This is a genomic window from Pseudoalteromonas sp. SCSIO 43201 (genome assembly GCF_023716725.1).
GTDB lineage: Bacteria > Pseudomonadota > Gammaproteobacteria > Enterobacterales > Alteromonadaceae > Pseudoalteromonas > Pseudoalteromonas peptidolytica.
Map to the genome: position 1 here is coordinate 1,044,614 of NZ_CP072684.1, position 17,139 is coordinate 1,061,752.

The window sequence follows — 17,139 nt, forward strand, 5'->3', positions numbered from 1 at the left end:
GTTATTTTGTGATTAAAAAACAGACAACACTGCACTCATCGCAGCATTAAACAGCCGTTTAGCGCCATTGACTTCATCGCCGTTTACATCAATTTCAGGATGGCTTGGCGCAATCAAGGCTTCGGCTAGCGTGATAGTAAACTCAGCAGTATTCTTCAAATAATCATGCAATCCAACCAAATTAATTTGCATAGCATACCTATCGGCTTCTAGTGGCTGTTGGATTTTAACGTCTACTATTTTGGTTAGATAAGTGTCAGCGTCAACAGTTAATACTGATTCAGACTTAGCAACACGTTCACCAAGTTTGGTTAAAATCACTTCGACCTTATCACCAATGCGCGCGTCCTTGGGGAGCTCGATTGTCAACGATAGTCCATTATCATCTGGTCGCAAAACTGGCTTCTCATAGGGCTGAACCGATCGATATTTTCCTCTTATCGAACTTTCAATTTGTGCCGCGTTAAAGCTAAAAATACCAAGGTTGCTACTCATTTATTTGCTTCTTCATTAATAAAGACAGGAGTAATTTTCTCAAAATATGATGACAGAATTATGACTTTATACCGTTTTCGTCAATGACACTCTCGGCTTTGAGCTGTTTAAAGGTTTTGCCCAATCGATATCAACGGTAATAAAAATAATTGAAACATGTGATGATGTGTTAAAAGACATAAAGCCCGATAATTCGAGCCTTATGTCACAGGGTGCCAGGTTGCTATTAACGCACTGCCAACATAATAAGTCCCGGGAAGACAAAAAATGAACCTAGCACATAAGCAAGTGCTGCCGGTTTGTTACGAGATCCAATATCAGCGATCTTTTCGGCTAGTTGCAGTGGTATCTCGCGTAATAACGGCATGCCGTAAATAAGCGTTACCGCAAAAACGTTAAACATTACGTGTACAAGTGCGATGGTAAGGGCAACTTCTGCCGCAGCACCTGTTATCGAGGTCGCTGCCAAAAGTGCGGTAATAGTAGTGCCAATATTTGCGCCTAATGTGAATGGGTAGATTTGACGGGTCGTAAACACACCACTTCCAGCAAGTGGGATCATAAGGCTAGTTGTTGTTGAAGAAGACTGAACCATAACGGTCACCACTGCACCAGAGCCAATTCCCACCAAAGGCCCACGACCGATAGCGCTATGTAACAATTCTTTAGCTTTACCTACTAGCGCTTTTTTCAGTAGTTTGCCTAAGTAAGTAACGGCGAACAAAATCATCATTATACCGATCACCACCATAGAAACCCCAGCGGCAGTAGAATCTAAAAAGCTTACGGCATCTTTGACCACATTAACCGCTGGCTTAACTAGTGGTTTGATAAAGTTATAGCTCTTTAAAGATAAATCAGCATCGCCTACAAAAACATGTGCAAGACTAGACGCAAACTTTTCTAAGATACCAAACATAATTTCTAACGGCAGGAAAATCACAACCGCCAATAGATTGAAAAAATCATGAACCGTAGAAGCTGCAAAAGCACGTTTAAACTCTTCTTTGCTGCGAATGTGACCTATTGAGACTAACGTATTGGTGATAGTGGTACCAATATTCGCGCCCATTACCATTGGAATGGCGATACTAATAGGTAATCCACCTGCTACTAATCCAACGATGACAGAGGTCACTGTTGATGAGGATTGAACCAAAGCAGTTGCTAATGCACCAAGTAATAAAGCCACTACAGGATTAGTTGCAAATGCAAATATTTCCTTAGCACCTTCGCTACCACCAGAGGCAAGTTTAAAACCGCCACTTACAGTACCTACTGCAACTAAGACTAAGTAAACAAGTAGAATGATAGACAGCCAGTTAAAAAGTTTTGCTGAAGCTGAAGTCTGAGATTGATTAACCATAGTTTCGCTCTTAGAGTAATACGTGTTCTTTCGTTACACTTTTATTTCAGTGGCGCATTAGAACATTCAATTGTTACAGTTATATTTCAGTTTTATGTAACTCAGATTATCTGACTATTTTGCGACCATGTTTCACAAATCTCAGTAAACAGGAGTCTGTAGTTGTTTGTTTTTAATACGTATATTTGATGCTTTTTATTTACAATCTTTTACTTACACACGTTTTATCCATATTTGCTTCATTATTTCAACGTAGCATTGTCAAACAAACATTGTGTATTACTTTATTATGTCCAAACTGCTTACATTAATTTTATTGCTCGTTTCGACACTGGCTAGCGCTAGTATCTCGGCTCCTAAGCAAAACGGGCGTGATACACAAGTTGAGGTCCAATTTAGCGAGATGACCCCCGCACAGTTAAGTCAACAGCTAAATGTAAGCCAACAGGAAGCGTCGATAATCATCAGCCAGCTTTCTAAATATCAACCGTCATTAACAGAGCAGCCATACCAATGGGCTATAATTGATGCAAGCGCACTCGAAACTGGTTACAAACACTATCTTTCTTTCGGATTTCCAAGACTACCCTGGCTAAGTATTTCCTACGTCAATGAGACTCAGGTATCAGCTATCGCTCAATATACCCTTGACGCTGAGTTTTCAGCCAGAGCAATATCGACTCCCCAGATATACCAGCCATTGACACAGCAAGAACAGGGTAGCGGACACTTCATCGTTCGCTACCAAACTTTTGCAAATGCCGCAGCAGATCTTAAATTACTCGACGATAGAACATTACAAAGTAGCATGCTTAGTAGTACCGTAATCAATGCAACGCTTAGTGGTATTATTGCCGCTGTCTTTGTCATCGTATTAGTAAACTTTTACTTCAATGCAAATGCCGCAAATGCTTATTACTGCGTTTGGACGTTATTATTTCTTTTAATAGTACTGGATATGTCAGGGTTCACTTTTCAGTATTTCTGGCCATCTTATGGCATATTTGCATCACTATTTTCAGCAGGGTTGATGACACTAGTTCCAGTCTTCCACCTCCTGTTTATCCGTGAGTTTTTACAACTCGGTCGGTTCAACCCCACACTAAATCACTTTTATAAGGCATTTTTGCTGGGCTACTTGTTATTAATCCCAGTAGCAATCATATCGGAGTCTGTATTTTATAATTTGATTCTGACTCTAAGTATCATCCCGCTGTTTATCTTTACCGCTTTTTGGTCGTTTCAGCAACGTGCACCTGGGTCGATTACCTTTGCTTTAAGCCTTTTGAACCATGTTGTTTTTGTTAATATCATCGCTATAGGGGGCACGATGTTTTCAGGCTTTATCAATGTCTATCACATTTCCAGTGCGATTAAGTTAGGCTACTTGATAGAGGTTATCCTATTTACTTTTGCTCTAGCCCAACAAAATAAGTCGGCACAAAACAACTTACTCTCGACATTACAAACGCAAGTAAATGCGTTGGCAAACACGGTAAAAACTGAAAAGCAATCTAGTCAACGAAATAAACAAGAACTACAAGAAAAGGAACAACAACTATTTACGGATCTGTCTCATGAACTACGCACCCCTCTGACCGTAATGAAAGTACAAGTTGAATCTTTACAATACAATATTGTCGAGAATGTACAGGAAAGTTACAGTAAGTTGATGGATAAAATCGATGAGTTGAATCAGTTCATCAATCAACTTATGCTTGTTACAGATAACGAGAAACTTGCAACTATGCTAAACCTTAGGGACTTTACTATCTGTAAGCTAGTGCATAACGTCCATACTGAAGCTGCAAGTTTATTTGCAAGTAACACGGGGCAACTGGAGGTGAACTATCAGATTTCAGTAGCAGAGAAAGTAACAATAGATCTAGATGCTATCACAAATTGTATACTCGAAATTTTAGGTAATGCAAAAAAACATGGCGGTGAAAATGTAGCCGTCAAAATGAGCTTTTTTTGTTTGGATAACAACTTAATCATCCGCATTGAAGACTCAGGCACACCACTTTCATATGAAGCACACCAGAAACTGTTTGATCCCTTATATAAATCTCAGTCTTCGCGAACAAATTCGGGGAAATCAAAAGGCATGGGTCTTGCGATGTGTAAAAAGGTGTTAGAGGCCCATAGCGGGGAAATAGAGTCTTTCAATAGCTTGTTGGGCGGCCTCAACATCGAGATCAGAATACCGTTAAAATCAGAGCCAGCGTTTGCATAGTACGCTAAATAGCACAAAGCCAATTCTTTATTGTTTACCTCGTGTAACCTATCGCCCTATTTAGTCGGTTTAGACCAACTCAATGTCTATCCGTACACCAAGCCTCTTCAAACAAAAGCAATCCTAAAAAACTCAGCTAAACTTGTTTCTTCTGTGACTTGTGATTTTTACTTGGAGACAAACGCAGCCAAAAAAAGATTTCAAGTAATAGTCCAATCACAACAAAAATAAACAGGCCCGACTTATTTCCATAACTGTATGATGCTATAGCACCTACAACTACACCAAACAGAATTAACGTCCGAACTAACAAGTGCATCGTATTTCCTTAACTTATGCCGTACAACTTATGGTCGCTATATATCACCACAATATTGATAAAGAGTAAATAAAGCATTGTCTACAACGGACGTTGCTTTAATCATTTTTGAATTACTATCGACCTTCCTATAAAATGTGCTGTTTGCTTGCCTCTTTCAAGAGCCGCTTAATTAATAGGGGTTAAGGGCAAGTTAGCATTACAATACGATTGTACATAATGATTTAAAGGGGCTTTCACTATGGGCTTTTGGCAAGAAAAAACACTTGAAGAAATGACAACTGAAGAGTGGGAATCAATCTGTGATGGTTGTGGTAAATGCTGCTTACATTCATTTATTGATAGTGATGAGGAAGATGATTCGGAATTTGAAAGCACCGACTTCTTGCGCGAAGGTGAAGAGTTACTTTACACCAATATTGTTTGTCAATATAACGACGCTACAACATGTGGGTGCAGTCGCTACAGTGAACGCCAAATCTTAGTGCCGTCATGTGTACAATTAACTAAAGAAAATCTAAAAGATATATTCTTTATGCCAACGAGTTGTAGCTACAGGCGACTGTACGAAGGCAGAGGTCTCGCTAGTTGGCATCCGCTCAAACATAAAGGCTCCAAACAAGCCATGATAGATGCGGGGATAAGCATATTTGGAAGAGCAATATCAGAATTAGAAGTAGATTTAGAGTCAGATTTTGAGTCCCATTTTGTTGACTGGCCTACAAAAGACGTCAACTAAACACTAGACGACAATTGATACACGCTGCGTTTGCAACAGGTGAACGCACAAAATACATATTTTCACGTCCGTTATCGCTTAGCACCATTAAATGCAGTAGTGCTTACAGTGTCAAAAAACAAATGTAGACTTCGCCTCAAAGGCGACTTTGAACTTTCATATGGTAATCGCGATATGGCTATCTTGCTGAGCGAGTAAATATTACGCACATACTTTTTTACTTCATTTTCTCAGCTTGACTGTTAGTTCAGGTGGGTGTCATTGATTTTTTAATTCAATATAGGTAGTTTTTTCTGTTCTAATGCTGTAACCACGCATACGCATTTCTTCCTGAAGACCTTTCAGAAATGGGCTTTTTCGATTCATGATAACTCCTCACCTCACGCCGCTGTATGTATACACAACATTATCTGAAATTCTCGGATATCAAGGGAAATATTGAAAAAATTTTTGCGCGTTTACGCATTAATAAATTAAAAATATTATTGTCTATCATAAGGTTGTGTATCCACGATCTGAGATAATAAGTTTGGGAAACGCGCATGCGCACTTTTCCAGATGGTATATTTAGCAGAATGCTGATAAGTTCTTTGCATACTGATAGTTAACTGTGCACGTTTTCACTGGTCCAACGAGGTAAACGCGCATGCGCACGAATAAAATGTTATATTTCCTTTGGAGTCTGTCGTGATTCTTAACAATGAGTATGAGGTCACGATTGCAAGTGATGTCAGTAACGGTCGAGACGGAATAGGAGTTGAGATTTACTTCAAGGGTAAGTTGATACTTGAGATATTTCGTGATGACACAAAAAAGTCGCGTGAAGTGACAAGTTATAACAAAGATATACCACTAGAGGTTGTTGAAGCTTCTATAGAATTATTTAAAAAAGAAATACCTTGGGATTTCCAAGGTTAGTTCATTGGAAATATAACAAGTTAATTAAACAATGGACGCAAAACAACAGGCTTGCGCTCATTCTTCGCTTAGTTTAGCCTGCTATTTTCCGCCGTTTATTAAGGCGTTATGTGCCACCATAGATTCAAGGACTGAGTATCAAAATGAGCGATGTTTTAGTATTTAAACTCAGAGAAGAAGATGGCTACTTTGATGCAACACAATTAGAAGATTGCGATTTATCCAAAGTTCCAAGTGATGTCGTCTCACTCTCTCTGGAAAATGCTCCCATTACAGACGATGGTATTTCAAATTTACCTTTTTTGTTCAAAGTAAGATGTATAGATCTCGACTCTACATTAATTACAGATAAATCATTGGAAATCATTAGTCAGTTTAAAACTCTCGAAGAACTATGGATTGAAGACTTAAAAATAACTGACAAAGGCTTTAAGTTATTAGCATTGTTACCAAATTTGAAATATGTATCATTTTGGGATACTGAAGTTTCAGATGATGCCTATAACTATGTAAAAGCGAACCTGCCTAACTTAAAATCAGAAGGTTAGGCACATAACAAGAAAATCAACGAATGGACTAAAAAAGCTTGGCTTAGTTCGTTCCTCACTAAGTATAGCCACGCTCTTTTAGCCCGTTATGTGTACTTCAGAATGGATATTTAATGAAGCATTTCTTTTTATTAACTCTTTTATTTTTCTCTGTTTCTTGTACTAAAATGTAAGTTTAAACCTGACACCCATCACTAATTTGCACCTTCCTAAGATACCGCCTAAGATTTAGGTCTGTACTCAATGGATTGAGGAAACCAAACGATGGCGACTGCCCGTAAAAGACAAATCAGTTTAACCGACACCAAATATTATCACTGTATCTCCCGTTGCGTCAGACGCGCCTTTCTGTGTGGCGAAGATAAACTTACCGGAAAATCATATGAGCACCGCCGGGACTGGGTTGAAGAAAAGCTATTGATGTTGGCTTCCATATTTTGTATTGATGTTTGTGCTTATGCCGTGATGAGCAATCATACCCACATTGTTTTATATGTTGATGACAACAAGGCAAAACGTCTGTCCGATGAAGCGATAGTGATACGATGGCACAAGTTGTTTAAAGGTAATTGGATAAGCCAAAAATTTATTGAAGGAGAGCCTCTCAGCGAGTCGGAGCAGTTGATACTAGATGAACTGGTTGATAAGTACAGGAAAAGGCTGGCCGATATTAGCTGGTTTATGCGAGTGCTTAACGAAGACATCGCCCGCCGAGCAAATAAAGAAGATAATTGCACAGGTCGGTTTTGGGAGGGACGATTTAAGTCTCAAGCATTACTGGACGAGGCTGCATTGGCCGCTTGCCTCGCTTACGTAGACTTAAACCCCATTAGAGCCAACATCGCCACAACGCCTGAAACCTCAGACTACACCAGCATCAAAAAACGCATCGACCACGCTAAGCTGGGAAAGCAACCAAAAAACCTACTACGCTTTGTGGGCAGCCCACGAAAACATATTCCAAAAGGCCTGCCTTTTGAACTCAAATCCTATATTGAATTGGTTGAACTCACAGGCCGTTGTATTCGAGACGACAAGCGAGGCTATATCTTTGAATCTCAGCCCATACTCACTCGACTCAATATAGAACCGGAGAACTGGATAAAACTCACAACACAGTTTTCACGTGTATTCCACGGTGCAGTGGGCCGAGAGCGAACAATAACCACTTACTGTGAAACACTGCAAAAACGACGACGAACAAACCTAACAAACTGTGAGCGCTTGTTGGCTTAGTAAAACTCACATTCTCAATTCTCGAATTTCTTAAAGCTGCATTTACAGCGCGTTGTCGTGCGTGATAATCCTGTTTTAGTGTAGAGATACGCTCAAGTGCTAAAAAATAACCTATCGATACACGCTTTTGACCAAAGTGATGGAAGTGCTTTCATACATTTTTACTTGACGTCCTCAGTTTGGATATTAATAGTAATGGGTGTCGCTTATTTTTGCTATCAACTCGAAAATCTATAACTGTTGTATTTCCAACTCTTTGTTGTGCGCGATAAACCAGTTTTAGTGTAGAGGCACGCTCAAGTGCTAAAAAATAACCTATCGATACACACTTTTGACCAAATTGATGGAAGTGCTTTCATACATTTTTACTTGACGTCCTCAGTTTGGATATTAATAGTAATGGGTGTCGCTTATTTTTAGTCTGTAGCTCAAACCCATGCTTACCGTTTAAAAAAACAGATCTAGACTTCGCCTCAAAGGCGACTTTGAACTTTCATATGGTAATCACGATATAGCTACCTTGCTGAGCGAGTAAATATTACACACATACTTTTTACTCATTTCCTCAGCTTGAATGTTAGTTCAGGTGGGTGTCATTGATTTTCGCATTTGAATGTTAGTTCAGGTGGGTGTCATTGATTTTCGCAATTGATTTTCGCATTGATTTTCGCATTGATTTTCGCTATTACGGTTTTTTAGCCAATGTATGTAGCAAGCGAAAGTTAGCGCTGATAAGGTCACAGGCGTCATGCACATGCAGAGTAAAGAGGCCAAAGACAGGAGAAAACGTGACATTGATACCGAATTGGGCTTGTCAGCATTGTAAGGTAGGTATCTTGCGGCTAATTGGCGTATTCAAGTTAGATGCAACACCGACCAAAGTAGACCGAACGAGTTAGCAGCTTGATAGCTGCTCAAAATCAATTAGTTAACCTGCTTAATTGCTCAGGCTAGCGGCCTCTGTACGCTAAAAAAATATAATTGCTTATTAAGGTAAATTTAGGTGTAATGAATACATAATGAGCGCTGAGCAATGCAGGGAAAGCTTACATAACACTAGCTAAACTGAATACACTAGCTAGGAAAGTGAGAGCCTCCAAAAAGCAAATTCCCTTAGCATAAATAACACCAACTCTGAGACATCGAGCGGGTAGCAGCTCAGTTCAACAAGCGATTATGCAACACAAACTGCGTGTCGCTTATTTTTAAAATTGCAATCAAGTATCGGAGAAATAATGAAAACTATAGGAATGCTTGGTGGCATGAGTTGGGAATCAACAGCTAGCTACTACAAAGCGATAAATGAGGGAGTAAAATCAGAATTAGGCGGTTTGCACTCAGCGAAAATTTGCCTTTATAGTGTCAACTTTGATGAAATCGAAAAGCTACAGCATCAAGGAAATTGGCAAGAAACAGCGTCAATTTTATCTGCTTCAGCAAGAGCTGTAGAAGCGGGTGGTGCTGACTTCTTAATCATCTGTACTAATACAATGCACAAAGTCGCAAATGAAATAGAAGCGAATATTTCTATCCCAATTTTGCACATCGCAGATGCAACTGCTCAAAAATTAGTATCTGATGGCATAAAGACAGTGGGCTTGCTCGGTACTCGTTTTACTATGGAGCAAGACTTCTATAAACAGCGATTAATTGAAAAATTTGGTATCAATGTCATTGTGCCAGACAGCAGTAGGCGCGATGTGGTTCACAACATTATTTACACTGAATTATGTCGTGGTGTTATCGACTCAAGCTCAAGAGCGCAATACTTAGAAATCGTAGAAAACCTGCACAAACAGGGCGCAGAAGCGGTCATTCTGGGTTGTACTGAGATTGCTTTACTAATTCAGCAAGAGCATACGACAGTGCCACTATATGACACAACAGAAATTCATGCAGCGGCAGCCGTGCAATTATCAATTTCTGAGCATCAGCAATATAACAAACAATTTAAGAGTGATTCCTAACGCTTGGGGTTTTTGACTCTAAACTTGAGTTCAATGTTTTCGGTGGCATGGTTGAGTTACGTGGTAGCGTTACTCACACCTAATTGGGCGTTAGGCATACAAGGAGAATTCGGTGATAAAATTAACTTTAGCATTCATATTCCTTATTTTTTCTTTCTCAATTTCTGCAAATGACAAGTTCACGGCAGAACAATTAATTGAAAAAGCAAAGGCATTTGTATCAGCCAAAAATTCACGTCAACAACCAAATACAACCACTAAAGAAATCGACCATTATATATCTTTATTGTCAGATAACTTTATCGATGAACATGTTAAATTTAAGTTTACGTATACTGATAAAACGAAACTCCGTTCAGACATGGTTGGTAAACTAAAAGATGAAGTTATAAACAGTAATATTGAAATAAAGGAAATCATGGTAGGTGCTAATGTTGTATTTATCAAAATGACTGAAATGGGTAAAGTTAAGCCTGCACATTTAGATAAAACTATTGAATATAGTAAAACTAATATTGTTTCATTAGAATTTAACGAAGCAGGTTTAATAAAGCATATCCGTCGACACCACGGTTAATGTACGCCTAACAAACGCTTTAACCAACAGGACACAAAACAGCAGGCTTGTGCTCCTTCGTCGCAAATTTTAGCCTGCTATTTTGTGCCGTTTACGGCAAGCGTTAGGTGCACTTGGAAATACGGAGTTTAGTTTTAATTTTTGTACTTTTATCAGGTTGCGCAACAAAACCAAATGGCTGCAGTTTCGATCTGAAAGCTTGGGAAAAACCACTTGAGTTACCAGCTTCGTTAAACACAGATTTTAAAGCAGACATTAAAAATTGGCATAAAGCTGATAATGGTGATTTATTCTACTGCAAAAGTTATATCGCAGAAGATATTTGTGGTGCTGAGTTTGAAATTCATTTCAAACAGCAAAACGGTACATATAAGTCCGAGGAAATAATGTGTATGCAATAGCACACCTAACAAACAGTTCAAAAGCGGACAAACTTAGGAGTATTTGTGAATAGATCAATAACCCGAGCCATATCATTGATATTTACAGTTTCATTAATGACAGTTTTAGCTTCCTGTAAAAATTATGATGCCACTAATTTTGAGTCAAATACGAAAGCTGAGATCATTGAATTTATTGATGGAAATGTTGGGCAAGTGGTTTCAATTTCTATTGTAGATTCAGAAAATACTTACCAATATCATTTAGGGGTATTAAGTAATGGGGATACTCCCAATAACCAAACAGTATACGAAATTGGCTCTTTAACCAAAACTTATACAGGCTTAGTTGCTGCTAAAGCTATTCTCGACGGAAAAGTTGAGCTTGATAATGATATCCGTCATTACCTCAAAAGTAATGAATACAAAAATTTGGAGCTGTCCAACCAATATATAACTTTACGACATCTTATGACTCATACTAGTGGGCTTCCACAGGGTTTTGCTTACAGTCGCGAAGATATTGAGCAAGGCACATATTTTGAAAAAATATCAAAATATTCCAGAGACAACTTTTTTGATGATCTCAAAAAAGTGAAACTTCACTCTATTCCTGGTGAGGAATATCAATATTCAAACTCCGGTACTGATTTAGTTGCATATATTTTGGAGTCTGTTTACCAAAAGCCTTTTGAATTGCTCGTTTCTGAAATAATTACAACTAAGTCTGGAGAGCTGGACACGAAATTTAGAGGTACTAACTTTAAGCCGGGTGAAATTACTGTAGGAACGGATGAGAATGGTGATCAAATGCCTTTGGCCAGTGGATATTGGTTTGCTAGTGGCGGGTTAACTTCAAACGTTGAGTCAATCACTCGTTATATGCAACATCAACTATCCTCAGAACCCGAAGTGGCTACTTCTCATCAACTTCTCGATGAGAGTTGGACGGGGCATGGTAAAGCATTTTATTGGTACACAAATAAGTATGATTCGAATGAACAAATGTTATACCAAAGCGGTGGCTCAATGGGCACGTCTAGTTGGCTTACCATTTACCCGAAGAAAAACATCGGTATCTTCATCGTAACAAACTTCGCAGGTAGCAATACTCAACCAGAATTAGAAGCCATTTCAGATAAGATTTTTGACCATTTAACAGCATATAACAAAGCCTTAAAGTCGGATTCGTAACAGTTGGCTCGGTTCCGCTTCACTACACATTTTAGCCAACGATTACTCACCGCTTAAGGCGGCGAAATTGCAACGGGAAAAAGATATTAAGTTGCTATTGAATGGACGAAATTGGCTTATGCGACTATCAGATTTGATTAAGCTCTAACAATCAAGTCTAGCTTACTACAAGTCAAGACTTATTCACATTACACCAAAAACAAGGTCGTAAACTTTATCTTCATATAAATTTATGCTGCCATACTGCTTTTTTAATTAAGCAGTGCAATTGCGTCTGTACATACATTGTTTTTACACTTTTCCTCATTGATGACGCACGCCAGTAAAGCAACGTGCAACTTCTGTTGTTTTATATCCAGTTTCCAACAACCAGTGCCGAAATCGCAGCTCGCCATGATGATGAAAATATTGAAGGCTTTCCCCATAACCCACCAACTTGGTTACGTAAGTTATAGTATTAGATAAAGGTATACCACCGCATAATGCAATTGTTCTGCTAATAAGCCACCTCTCTTCTATGACCCAGTAAACTGGAATCAAAAGCCAAACAAAAATCGGAACGTTCCAACAAATCACTTGTGACTTTCTTGTAACACTGTGTAGAATCAAAGTGAAAATAAACTGGAGTATCACTTGTGAGCGAATTAAATACAAAGCAAACCTTCGTCACAAGCGCGAACGCCGAGAATAACAATTATCGACTTCCGCTTATTGCAATGACAACACTATTCTTCTTATGGGGATTTATCACCGTATTAAATGATGTGCTTATTCCCAGATTGAAGGGAGTTTTTGACCTTAGTTATACTGAAGCCATGCTTATTCAATTTTGTTTTTTTAGTGCCTATTTTATAATCTCGTTACCAGCAGGGCATTTGGTAAAACGGTTCGGATATAAAAATGGAGTGATGACAGGGTTAATCGTCGCATCGCTCGGGTGCATGATGTTCTACCCCGCAGTGGTGGTCCATGAATATTGGATTTTCCTATCTGCATTATTTGTACTTGCATCAGGGATCACTATTTTGCAAGTGTCTGCAAACCCCTATGTGGCAGCTTTAGGCGATCCTAAGACAGCATCAAGTAGATTAAATCTTGCACAAGCACTTAATGCGTTAGGTACAACTGTTGGACCCATTGTTGGTGGCTTTTTATTATTTGGAACCGCAGGAACATTAACAGTGGAAGCCGCTGCAAACGCAGATTCTGTGAAGATCCCTTATTTAATTTTGGCCGCAGCGTTACTAAGCATTGCCATCGTATTTGCATTCCTAAAGCTGCCAATTATTGCAGAGCACACTGAAGCCGTAGATTGTAAAGCAAAAAACCACAAACTTATCCAAGCGCCACATCTTGTCATGGGCGTGTTTGCTATTTTTAGTTATGTAGGTGCTGAAGTTGCGATAGGTAGCTTTTTAGTGAATTATTTCGCACAGCCTGAAATAGCAGGGTTAAAGGAACATGCAGCAGCTAAGCTCATTGGTTATTACTGGGGCGGTGCAATGGTTGGACGTTTTATTGGTTCAGCGGTATTAAAAACAGTTGCCCCATCTAAAGCCGTAGCCTTTAATGCGGTGGTCATTATTTTGTTGCTTGCACTGACAATGAGCACACAAGGCAATATCGCAATGATTGCTGTATTAGCGATTGGTCTATTTAACTCAATTATGTTCCCAACGATTTTTTCTATGGCCATCGAGGGGCTTGGCTCATTGACCAGTAAAGGCTCAGGTTGGCTGTGTTTAGCGATAGTAGGGGGGGCAATTGTGCCTTTATTACAGGGCGTTATCGCTGATAATTTCCATATCCAAATTAGCTTTATCGTACCTTTGGTATTTTATGTCTACATCGCCTGGTATGGTCTAAATGTTATCAAGCTCTCTCAGAAATGGCAGACAAGACTAAATTAATACAGCCTAGCCTAATTTTTTAAGACCCCTTAACAATAAGGTAAAGGTGAGCAGCGCTATGCTCACCTTTTTATTTTCCCCTCCAATCATCATAGTGACTGAATACGTATTCATAGCCGCAATTCTCGGTAACCCGCAGGAACGTTCCAAAAAATCATAATCGTTTTATGAATAGGCTAGATATCTGTTCTTAAATCTAAACTTAGCGAATTTACTGCCGATAAACAAAGACAAGTCTTAGGATTTTTGATAAAAATGGTGCTATCGGAATTAACTTTCCAATACCATAATAAACAACTAATTAGCTGCGCATACGCCTAATTACTAAAAGAACAAGTTCAACAGGATCATCATGTTTAAAGCGCTAAAGTTCACCACCAAAGTAACCGTAGCAGCCTCTCTTGTACTCGTAATTGTACTTGGCTTGTTTACTATCAACAATTTTTTGGTCATGCGAGATCAAACGCAAACTCGACTCACTCTGGTTTTGCAAGAGATCTCCAGTTCTGTTTCGCAGAATATCGCTAATTGGCTCAATAACAGGCTTGAAATCGTGGTGTCCATCGCCCAAGGGCATAAAGCTGATGACTCAATAGAACAAATAAGAAGAAGATTAAAAACTGCTGATGTCGCTGGGAACTTTAAAAACGTGTTTATCGGAACACCTGATGGTACGTTTGTGTTGGACGATCCAAGCATTCAACTTCCCGCTGATTTTGATGCCACCAGCCGCCCTTGGTATAAGCTCGCAGAACAAAAACAAGACACCGCTTTTACTGCCCCGTATATTGATGTAACAACAAATGAATTTACAATTTCAGCCGTGGTACCGGTTAAATTTCAAGGCCGCTTTGCTGGAGTCGCTGGCGGTGACATTGACATGTCAACTATCACAAAAATTATCAATGAAATTGACTTTTTAGGATTCGGCTACGGCTTTCTACTTGATAAAAGCGGAAAGATACTTAGTCACCCCAATGCCGAGCTGAATGACAAGCCGATGTCCGACTTGTTCGGCCAGAATTTACCGTTGAGTAGGGAGTTTACGGAGCTTGAAATAGACGGTACAGAAAAGATAGTGTCATTTGTAAAGATGAATGGCATTAAAAACGTTGACTGGTACCTTGGTGTTGTTATCAACAAAGAAATTGCTTATTCATCAGTGTCCTCTTTTAGAAATATGGCAGCTATCTATATGCTACTTGGTGTAATTGCTATTGTTGTGATGCTGCAACTATTGCTCAAGTATCTTATGCGCCCTATGTATAACCTAAACGCTGCCATCAAAGATATCGCTCAAGGTGAAGGCGACCTTACCCGCAGGTTGGTGATAGAAAATCAAGATGAGTTTGGCGAGCTATCTGATTATTTCAACCAATTTATCGATAAGATCCATGCTTCAATCACACAAGTTAAAAATACGACTGTGACACTTGAGAATGTAGTAAATAGTCTGGTAGCACAAACACAAGACACGTTATCTATGTATACTGATCAATCTAAACGAACTGACAGTGTTGCTACAGCAATAAACCAGCTTTCTTCAAGTGCACAAGAGATCTCAAGCAGCGCCACTCACGCATCTGAACTTGCGAGTAATGCCAACAAGCTTTCCGTGGAAAGCCAGCATTCGCTTACTGAAAATATCGAAGAAATAGCCGCACTGACGCAAAAAATGTCACAAGCCCAAGAAACCTTAGATGGGTTAGACAAGCTATCAGGTAGCATAGGCCAAGTACTAGAAGTCATAAAAGGCGTAAGTGAGCAAACGAATTTACTTGCTCTTAATGCTGCTATTGAAGCTGCTAGGGCTGGAGAGGCAGGGCGTGGTTTTGCTGTAGTTGCTGATGAAGTAAGACAATTAGCGCAGCGTACCCAAGAATCAACACAAGAAATTGAAAGCACCATCGCGCAGTTACAACAGGGCTCATCATCCGCAGTTGCAGTAATGAAAGCAAGCCTCGAAGACTCCGCTCGAAGTGCCGAAAGGGCGAACGCTTCTGGTACGAAAATGCAAGAAGTAAGCAACTCGATTGATGCTATTGATGGTGTCAATCATGCGGTTGCTAGCGCGACCAATGAACAAAATACCGTGATCCAATCACTTGATAGTGATATTCATCACATAAGCGACTTAAGTATTCAAGGTAGTAACAACCTCACCGCTACACTCGACGAGTGTAAGTCATTGAAAGCACAGTTTGATGAATTAGAACAAATGGTGCTCAAATTTAAGGTTTAAACAAGTTTACCCTAAGATGAAAAGCCGCTTAACATAAGCGGCTTTTTTATGATGTTTTTATTACAAACATAGCTATAAACATTCCATTAACAACACAAAGATTAAAAAAATCAGTAACTTGCACCTAAAGCGTCGAAATCATGACAGTTGTAATAATTATGTATTAGTTGCGCAACATGGTTGTCATTTTCACTATTTAGACTGCCCGCAGTTTTTAAGTAACTAGCAATAATTATAAGGTGTATGCGATGAAGTGCGTTAACCACTTGCTTATAGCAGGTATGCTAGCGACGGCCTCTGCCGGCGCAACAGAATTAGACCAAGCCATGAATAAAAGCATGGCAATTAATGGATCCGCATTAAAGTCACAGGAAAAGATCGATAATATTGCAGATGACATGCAATCTCGACTGCAAAAATTTAAAACTCTGAACAAAGAGATTGATGGGTTATCTGTTTATAACGCTCAGTTAGAAAAACAAATAACAAACCAACTTGAAGAAATGTCAGCGATTAATACGTCGATGGATCAAGTTTCGGTGATTGAGCGCCAGATCACGCCATTAATGATGCGCATGATCACAGGCTTGCAACAGTTCGTCGAATTAGACGTACCATTCCTTCCCAAAGAGCGTGCTGAACGTATCACTCAACTTAATAACCTGATGGATCGTGCAGATATTTCATCTAGTGAAAAGTTTCGTCGTGTATTAGAGGCTTATCAAGTTGAAGTCGATTACGGCCGAACAATCGAAGCATATACCGCACTATTAGACGTGAATGGACAGGAGCGTGAGGTAGAGTTTCTGAGAATTGGTCGACTTGAACTACTTTACGTCACTAAAGATGGTAGCCAAGCGGGTTTCTGGAACAAAGACAGCCAAGCTTTTGAAACACTTCCAGATACCAACATTAGCCAAATTAATAAAGGCATTCGCATCGCACGCAAACAATTAGCACCAGACATGCTAACGCTTCCAGTTCAAGCTGCTGAGTAACAGGTGAGGCTATC

15 protein-coding genes and 1 pseudogene are annotated in these 17,139 nt (G+C 39.4%); 14 read left to right on the forward strand and 2 right to left on the reverse strand.

The annotated features are described in order from the left end of the window. Positions 1 to 12 precede the first annotated feature (12 nt). The gene (locus J8Z24_RS20975) at positions 13 to 495 is read right to left on the reverse strand and encodes a hypothetical protein (protein ID WP_147389560.1); all 483 of its coding nucleotides are present in this window, start codon (positions 493 to 495) and stop codon (positions 13 to 15) included. A gap of 226 nt (positions 496 to 721) precedes the next feature. Continuing rightward, positions 722 to 1,861, reverse strand: a complete 1,140-nt coding sequence (locus tag J8Z24_RS20980) for a Na/Pi symporter (RefSeq protein ID WP_147389559.1) — start codon at positions 1,859 to 1,861, stop codon at positions 722 to 724. 289 nt (positions 1,862 to 2,150) lie between these two features. Between J8Z24_RS20980 and J8Z24_RS20985 the strand changes: the two genes are divergently transcribed. The 14 genes and pseudogenes from J8Z24_RS20985 to J8Z24_RS21040 all read left to right on the forward strand — a co-directional run bounded on the left by J8Z24_RS20985 (position 2,151) and on the right by J8Z24_RS21040 (position 17,125). Then, a complete protein-coding gene (locus J8Z24_RS20985; protein WP_252095789.1) occupies positions 2,151 to 4,097 on the forward strand; it encodes a sensor histidine kinase in 1,947 nt (648 codons plus the stop codon). Positions 4,098 to 4,657: 560 nt separating this feature from the next. Continuing rightward, positions 4,658 to 5,155: a YcgN family cysteine cluster protein gene (locus J8Z24_RS20990; RefSeq protein ID WP_252095790.1), complete on the forward strand. Its 498-nt coding sequence runs from the start codon at positions 4,658 to 4,660 to the stop codon at positions 5,153 to 5,155. Between the two features lie 687 nt (positions 5,156 to 5,842). Then, positions 5,843 to 6,073, forward strand: coding sequence for a hypothetical protein (locus tag J8Z24_RS20995; protein ID WP_252094775.1), 231 nt, complete (start codon positions 5,843 to 5,845; stop codon positions 6,071 to 6,073). A gap of 143 nt (positions 6,074 to 6,216) precedes the next feature. Next, a complete protein-coding gene (locus tag J8Z24_RS21000) occupies positions 6,217 to 6,621 on the forward strand; it encodes a leucine-rich repeat domain-containing protein (RefSeq protein ID WP_176032305.1) in 405 nt (134 codons plus the stop codon). 264 nt (positions 6,622 to 6,885) lie between these two features. Next, positions 6,886 to 7,857: a transposase gene (locus J8Z24_RS21005; RefSeq protein WP_252095791.1), complete on the forward strand. Its 972-nt coding sequence runs from the start codon at positions 6,886 to 6,888 to the stop codon at positions 7,855 to 7,857. A 680-nt stretch (positions 7,858 to 8,537) separates the two neighbouring features. Next, positions 8,538 to 8,756: pseudogene (locus tag J8Z24_RS21965) on the forward strand (IS91 family transposase); the annotation flags it as partial. Between the two features lie 336 nt (positions 8,757 to 9,092). Then, entirely contained in the window at positions 9,093 to 9,824 is a 732-nt protein-coding gene (locus J8Z24_RS21010; protein ID WP_176032303.1) for an aspartate/glutamate racemase family protein, read from the forward strand. A 112-nt stretch (positions 9,825 to 9,936) separates the two neighbouring features. Beyond that, positions 9,937 to 10,401 carry a nuclear transport factor 2 family protein gene (locus J8Z24_RS21015; RefSeq protein WP_128731023.1) on the forward strand — a complete coding sequence of 155 codons (465 nt, stop codon included), beginning with the start codon at positions 9,937 to 9,939 and terminating at the stop codon, positions 10,399 to 10,401. A 113-nt stretch (positions 10,402 to 10,514) separates the two neighbouring features. Beyond that, a complete protein-coding gene (locus J8Z24_RS21020; RefSeq protein WP_128730763.1) occupies positions 10,515 to 10,802 on the forward strand; it encodes a hypothetical protein in 288 nt (95 codons plus the stop codon). A gap of 45 nt (positions 10,803 to 10,847) precedes the next feature. Then, positions 10,848 to 11,975: a serine hydrolase domain-containing protein gene (locus J8Z24_RS21025; protein WP_176032302.1), complete on the forward strand. Its 1,128-nt coding sequence runs from the start codon at positions 10,848 to 10,850 to the stop codon at positions 11,973 to 11,975. A gap of 332 nt (positions 11,976 to 12,307) precedes the next feature. After that, positions 12,308 to 12,430, forward strand: coding sequence for a hypothetical protein (locus J8Z24_RS21890; RefSeq protein WP_286037151.1), 123 nt, complete (start codon positions 12,308 to 12,310; stop codon positions 12,428 to 12,430). Between the two features lie 180 nt (positions 12,431 to 12,610). After that, positions 12,611 to 13,885, forward strand: a complete 1,275-nt coding sequence (locus J8Z24_RS21030) for a sugar MFS transporter (protein WP_176032301.1) — start codon at positions 12,611 to 12,613, stop codon at positions 13,883 to 13,885. 352 nt (positions 13,886 to 14,237) lie between these two features. Continuing rightward, positions 14,238 to 16,127 carry a methyl-accepting chemotaxis protein gene (locus J8Z24_RS21035; RefSeq protein WP_252095792.1) on the forward strand — a complete coding sequence of 630 codons (1,890 nt, stop codon included), beginning with the start codon at positions 14,238 to 14,240 and terminating at the stop codon, positions 16,125 to 16,127. A 248-nt stretch (positions 16,128 to 16,375) separates the two neighbouring features. Next, a complete protein-coding gene (locus tag J8Z24_RS21040) occupies positions 16,376 to 17,125 on the forward strand; it encodes a DUF3450 domain-containing protein (RefSeq protein WP_125252894.1) in 750 nt (249 codons plus the stop codon). Positions 17,126 to 17,139 lie beyond the last annotated feature (14 nt).

Excerpts from the sequence above, each read along its gene's own strand:
- J8Z24_RS20975 (WP_147389560.1), bottom strand. The coding sequence starts at position 495 with ATGAGTAGCAACCTTGGTATTTTTAGCTTTAACGCGGCACAAATTGAA.
- J8Z24_RS20980 (WP_147389559.1), bottom strand. The coding sequence starts at position 1,861 with ATGGTTAATCAATCTCAGACTTCAGCTTCAGCAAAACTTTTTAACTGG.
- J8Z24_RS20985 (WP_252095789.1), top strand. The coding sequence starts at position 2,151 with ATGTCCAAACTGCTTACATTAATTTTATTGCTCGTTTCGACACTGGCT.
- J8Z24_RS20990 (WP_252095790.1), top strand. The coding sequence starts at position 4,658 with ATGGGCTTTTGGCAAGAAAAAACACTTGAAGAAATGACAACTGAAGAG.
- J8Z24_RS21000 (WP_176032305.1), top strand. The coding sequence starts at position 6,217 with ATGAGCGATGTTTTAGTATTTAAACTCAGAGAAGAAGATGGCTACTTT.
- J8Z24_RS21005 (WP_252095791.1), top strand. The coding sequence starts at position 6,886 with ATGGCGACTGCCCGTAAAAGACAAATCAGTTTAACCGACACCAAATAT.
- J8Z24_RS21010 (WP_176032303.1), top strand. The coding sequence starts at position 9,093 with ATGAAAACTATAGGAATGCTTGGTGGCATGAGTTGGGAATCAACAGCT.
- J8Z24_RS21035 (WP_252095792.1), top strand. The coding sequence starts at position 14,238 with ATGTTTAAAGCGCTAAAGTTCACCACCAAAGTAACCGTAGCAGCCTCT.
- J8Z24_RS21040 (WP_125252894.1), top strand. The coding sequence starts at position 16,376 with ATGAAGTGCGTTAACCACTTGCTTATAGCAGGTATGCTAGCGACGGCC.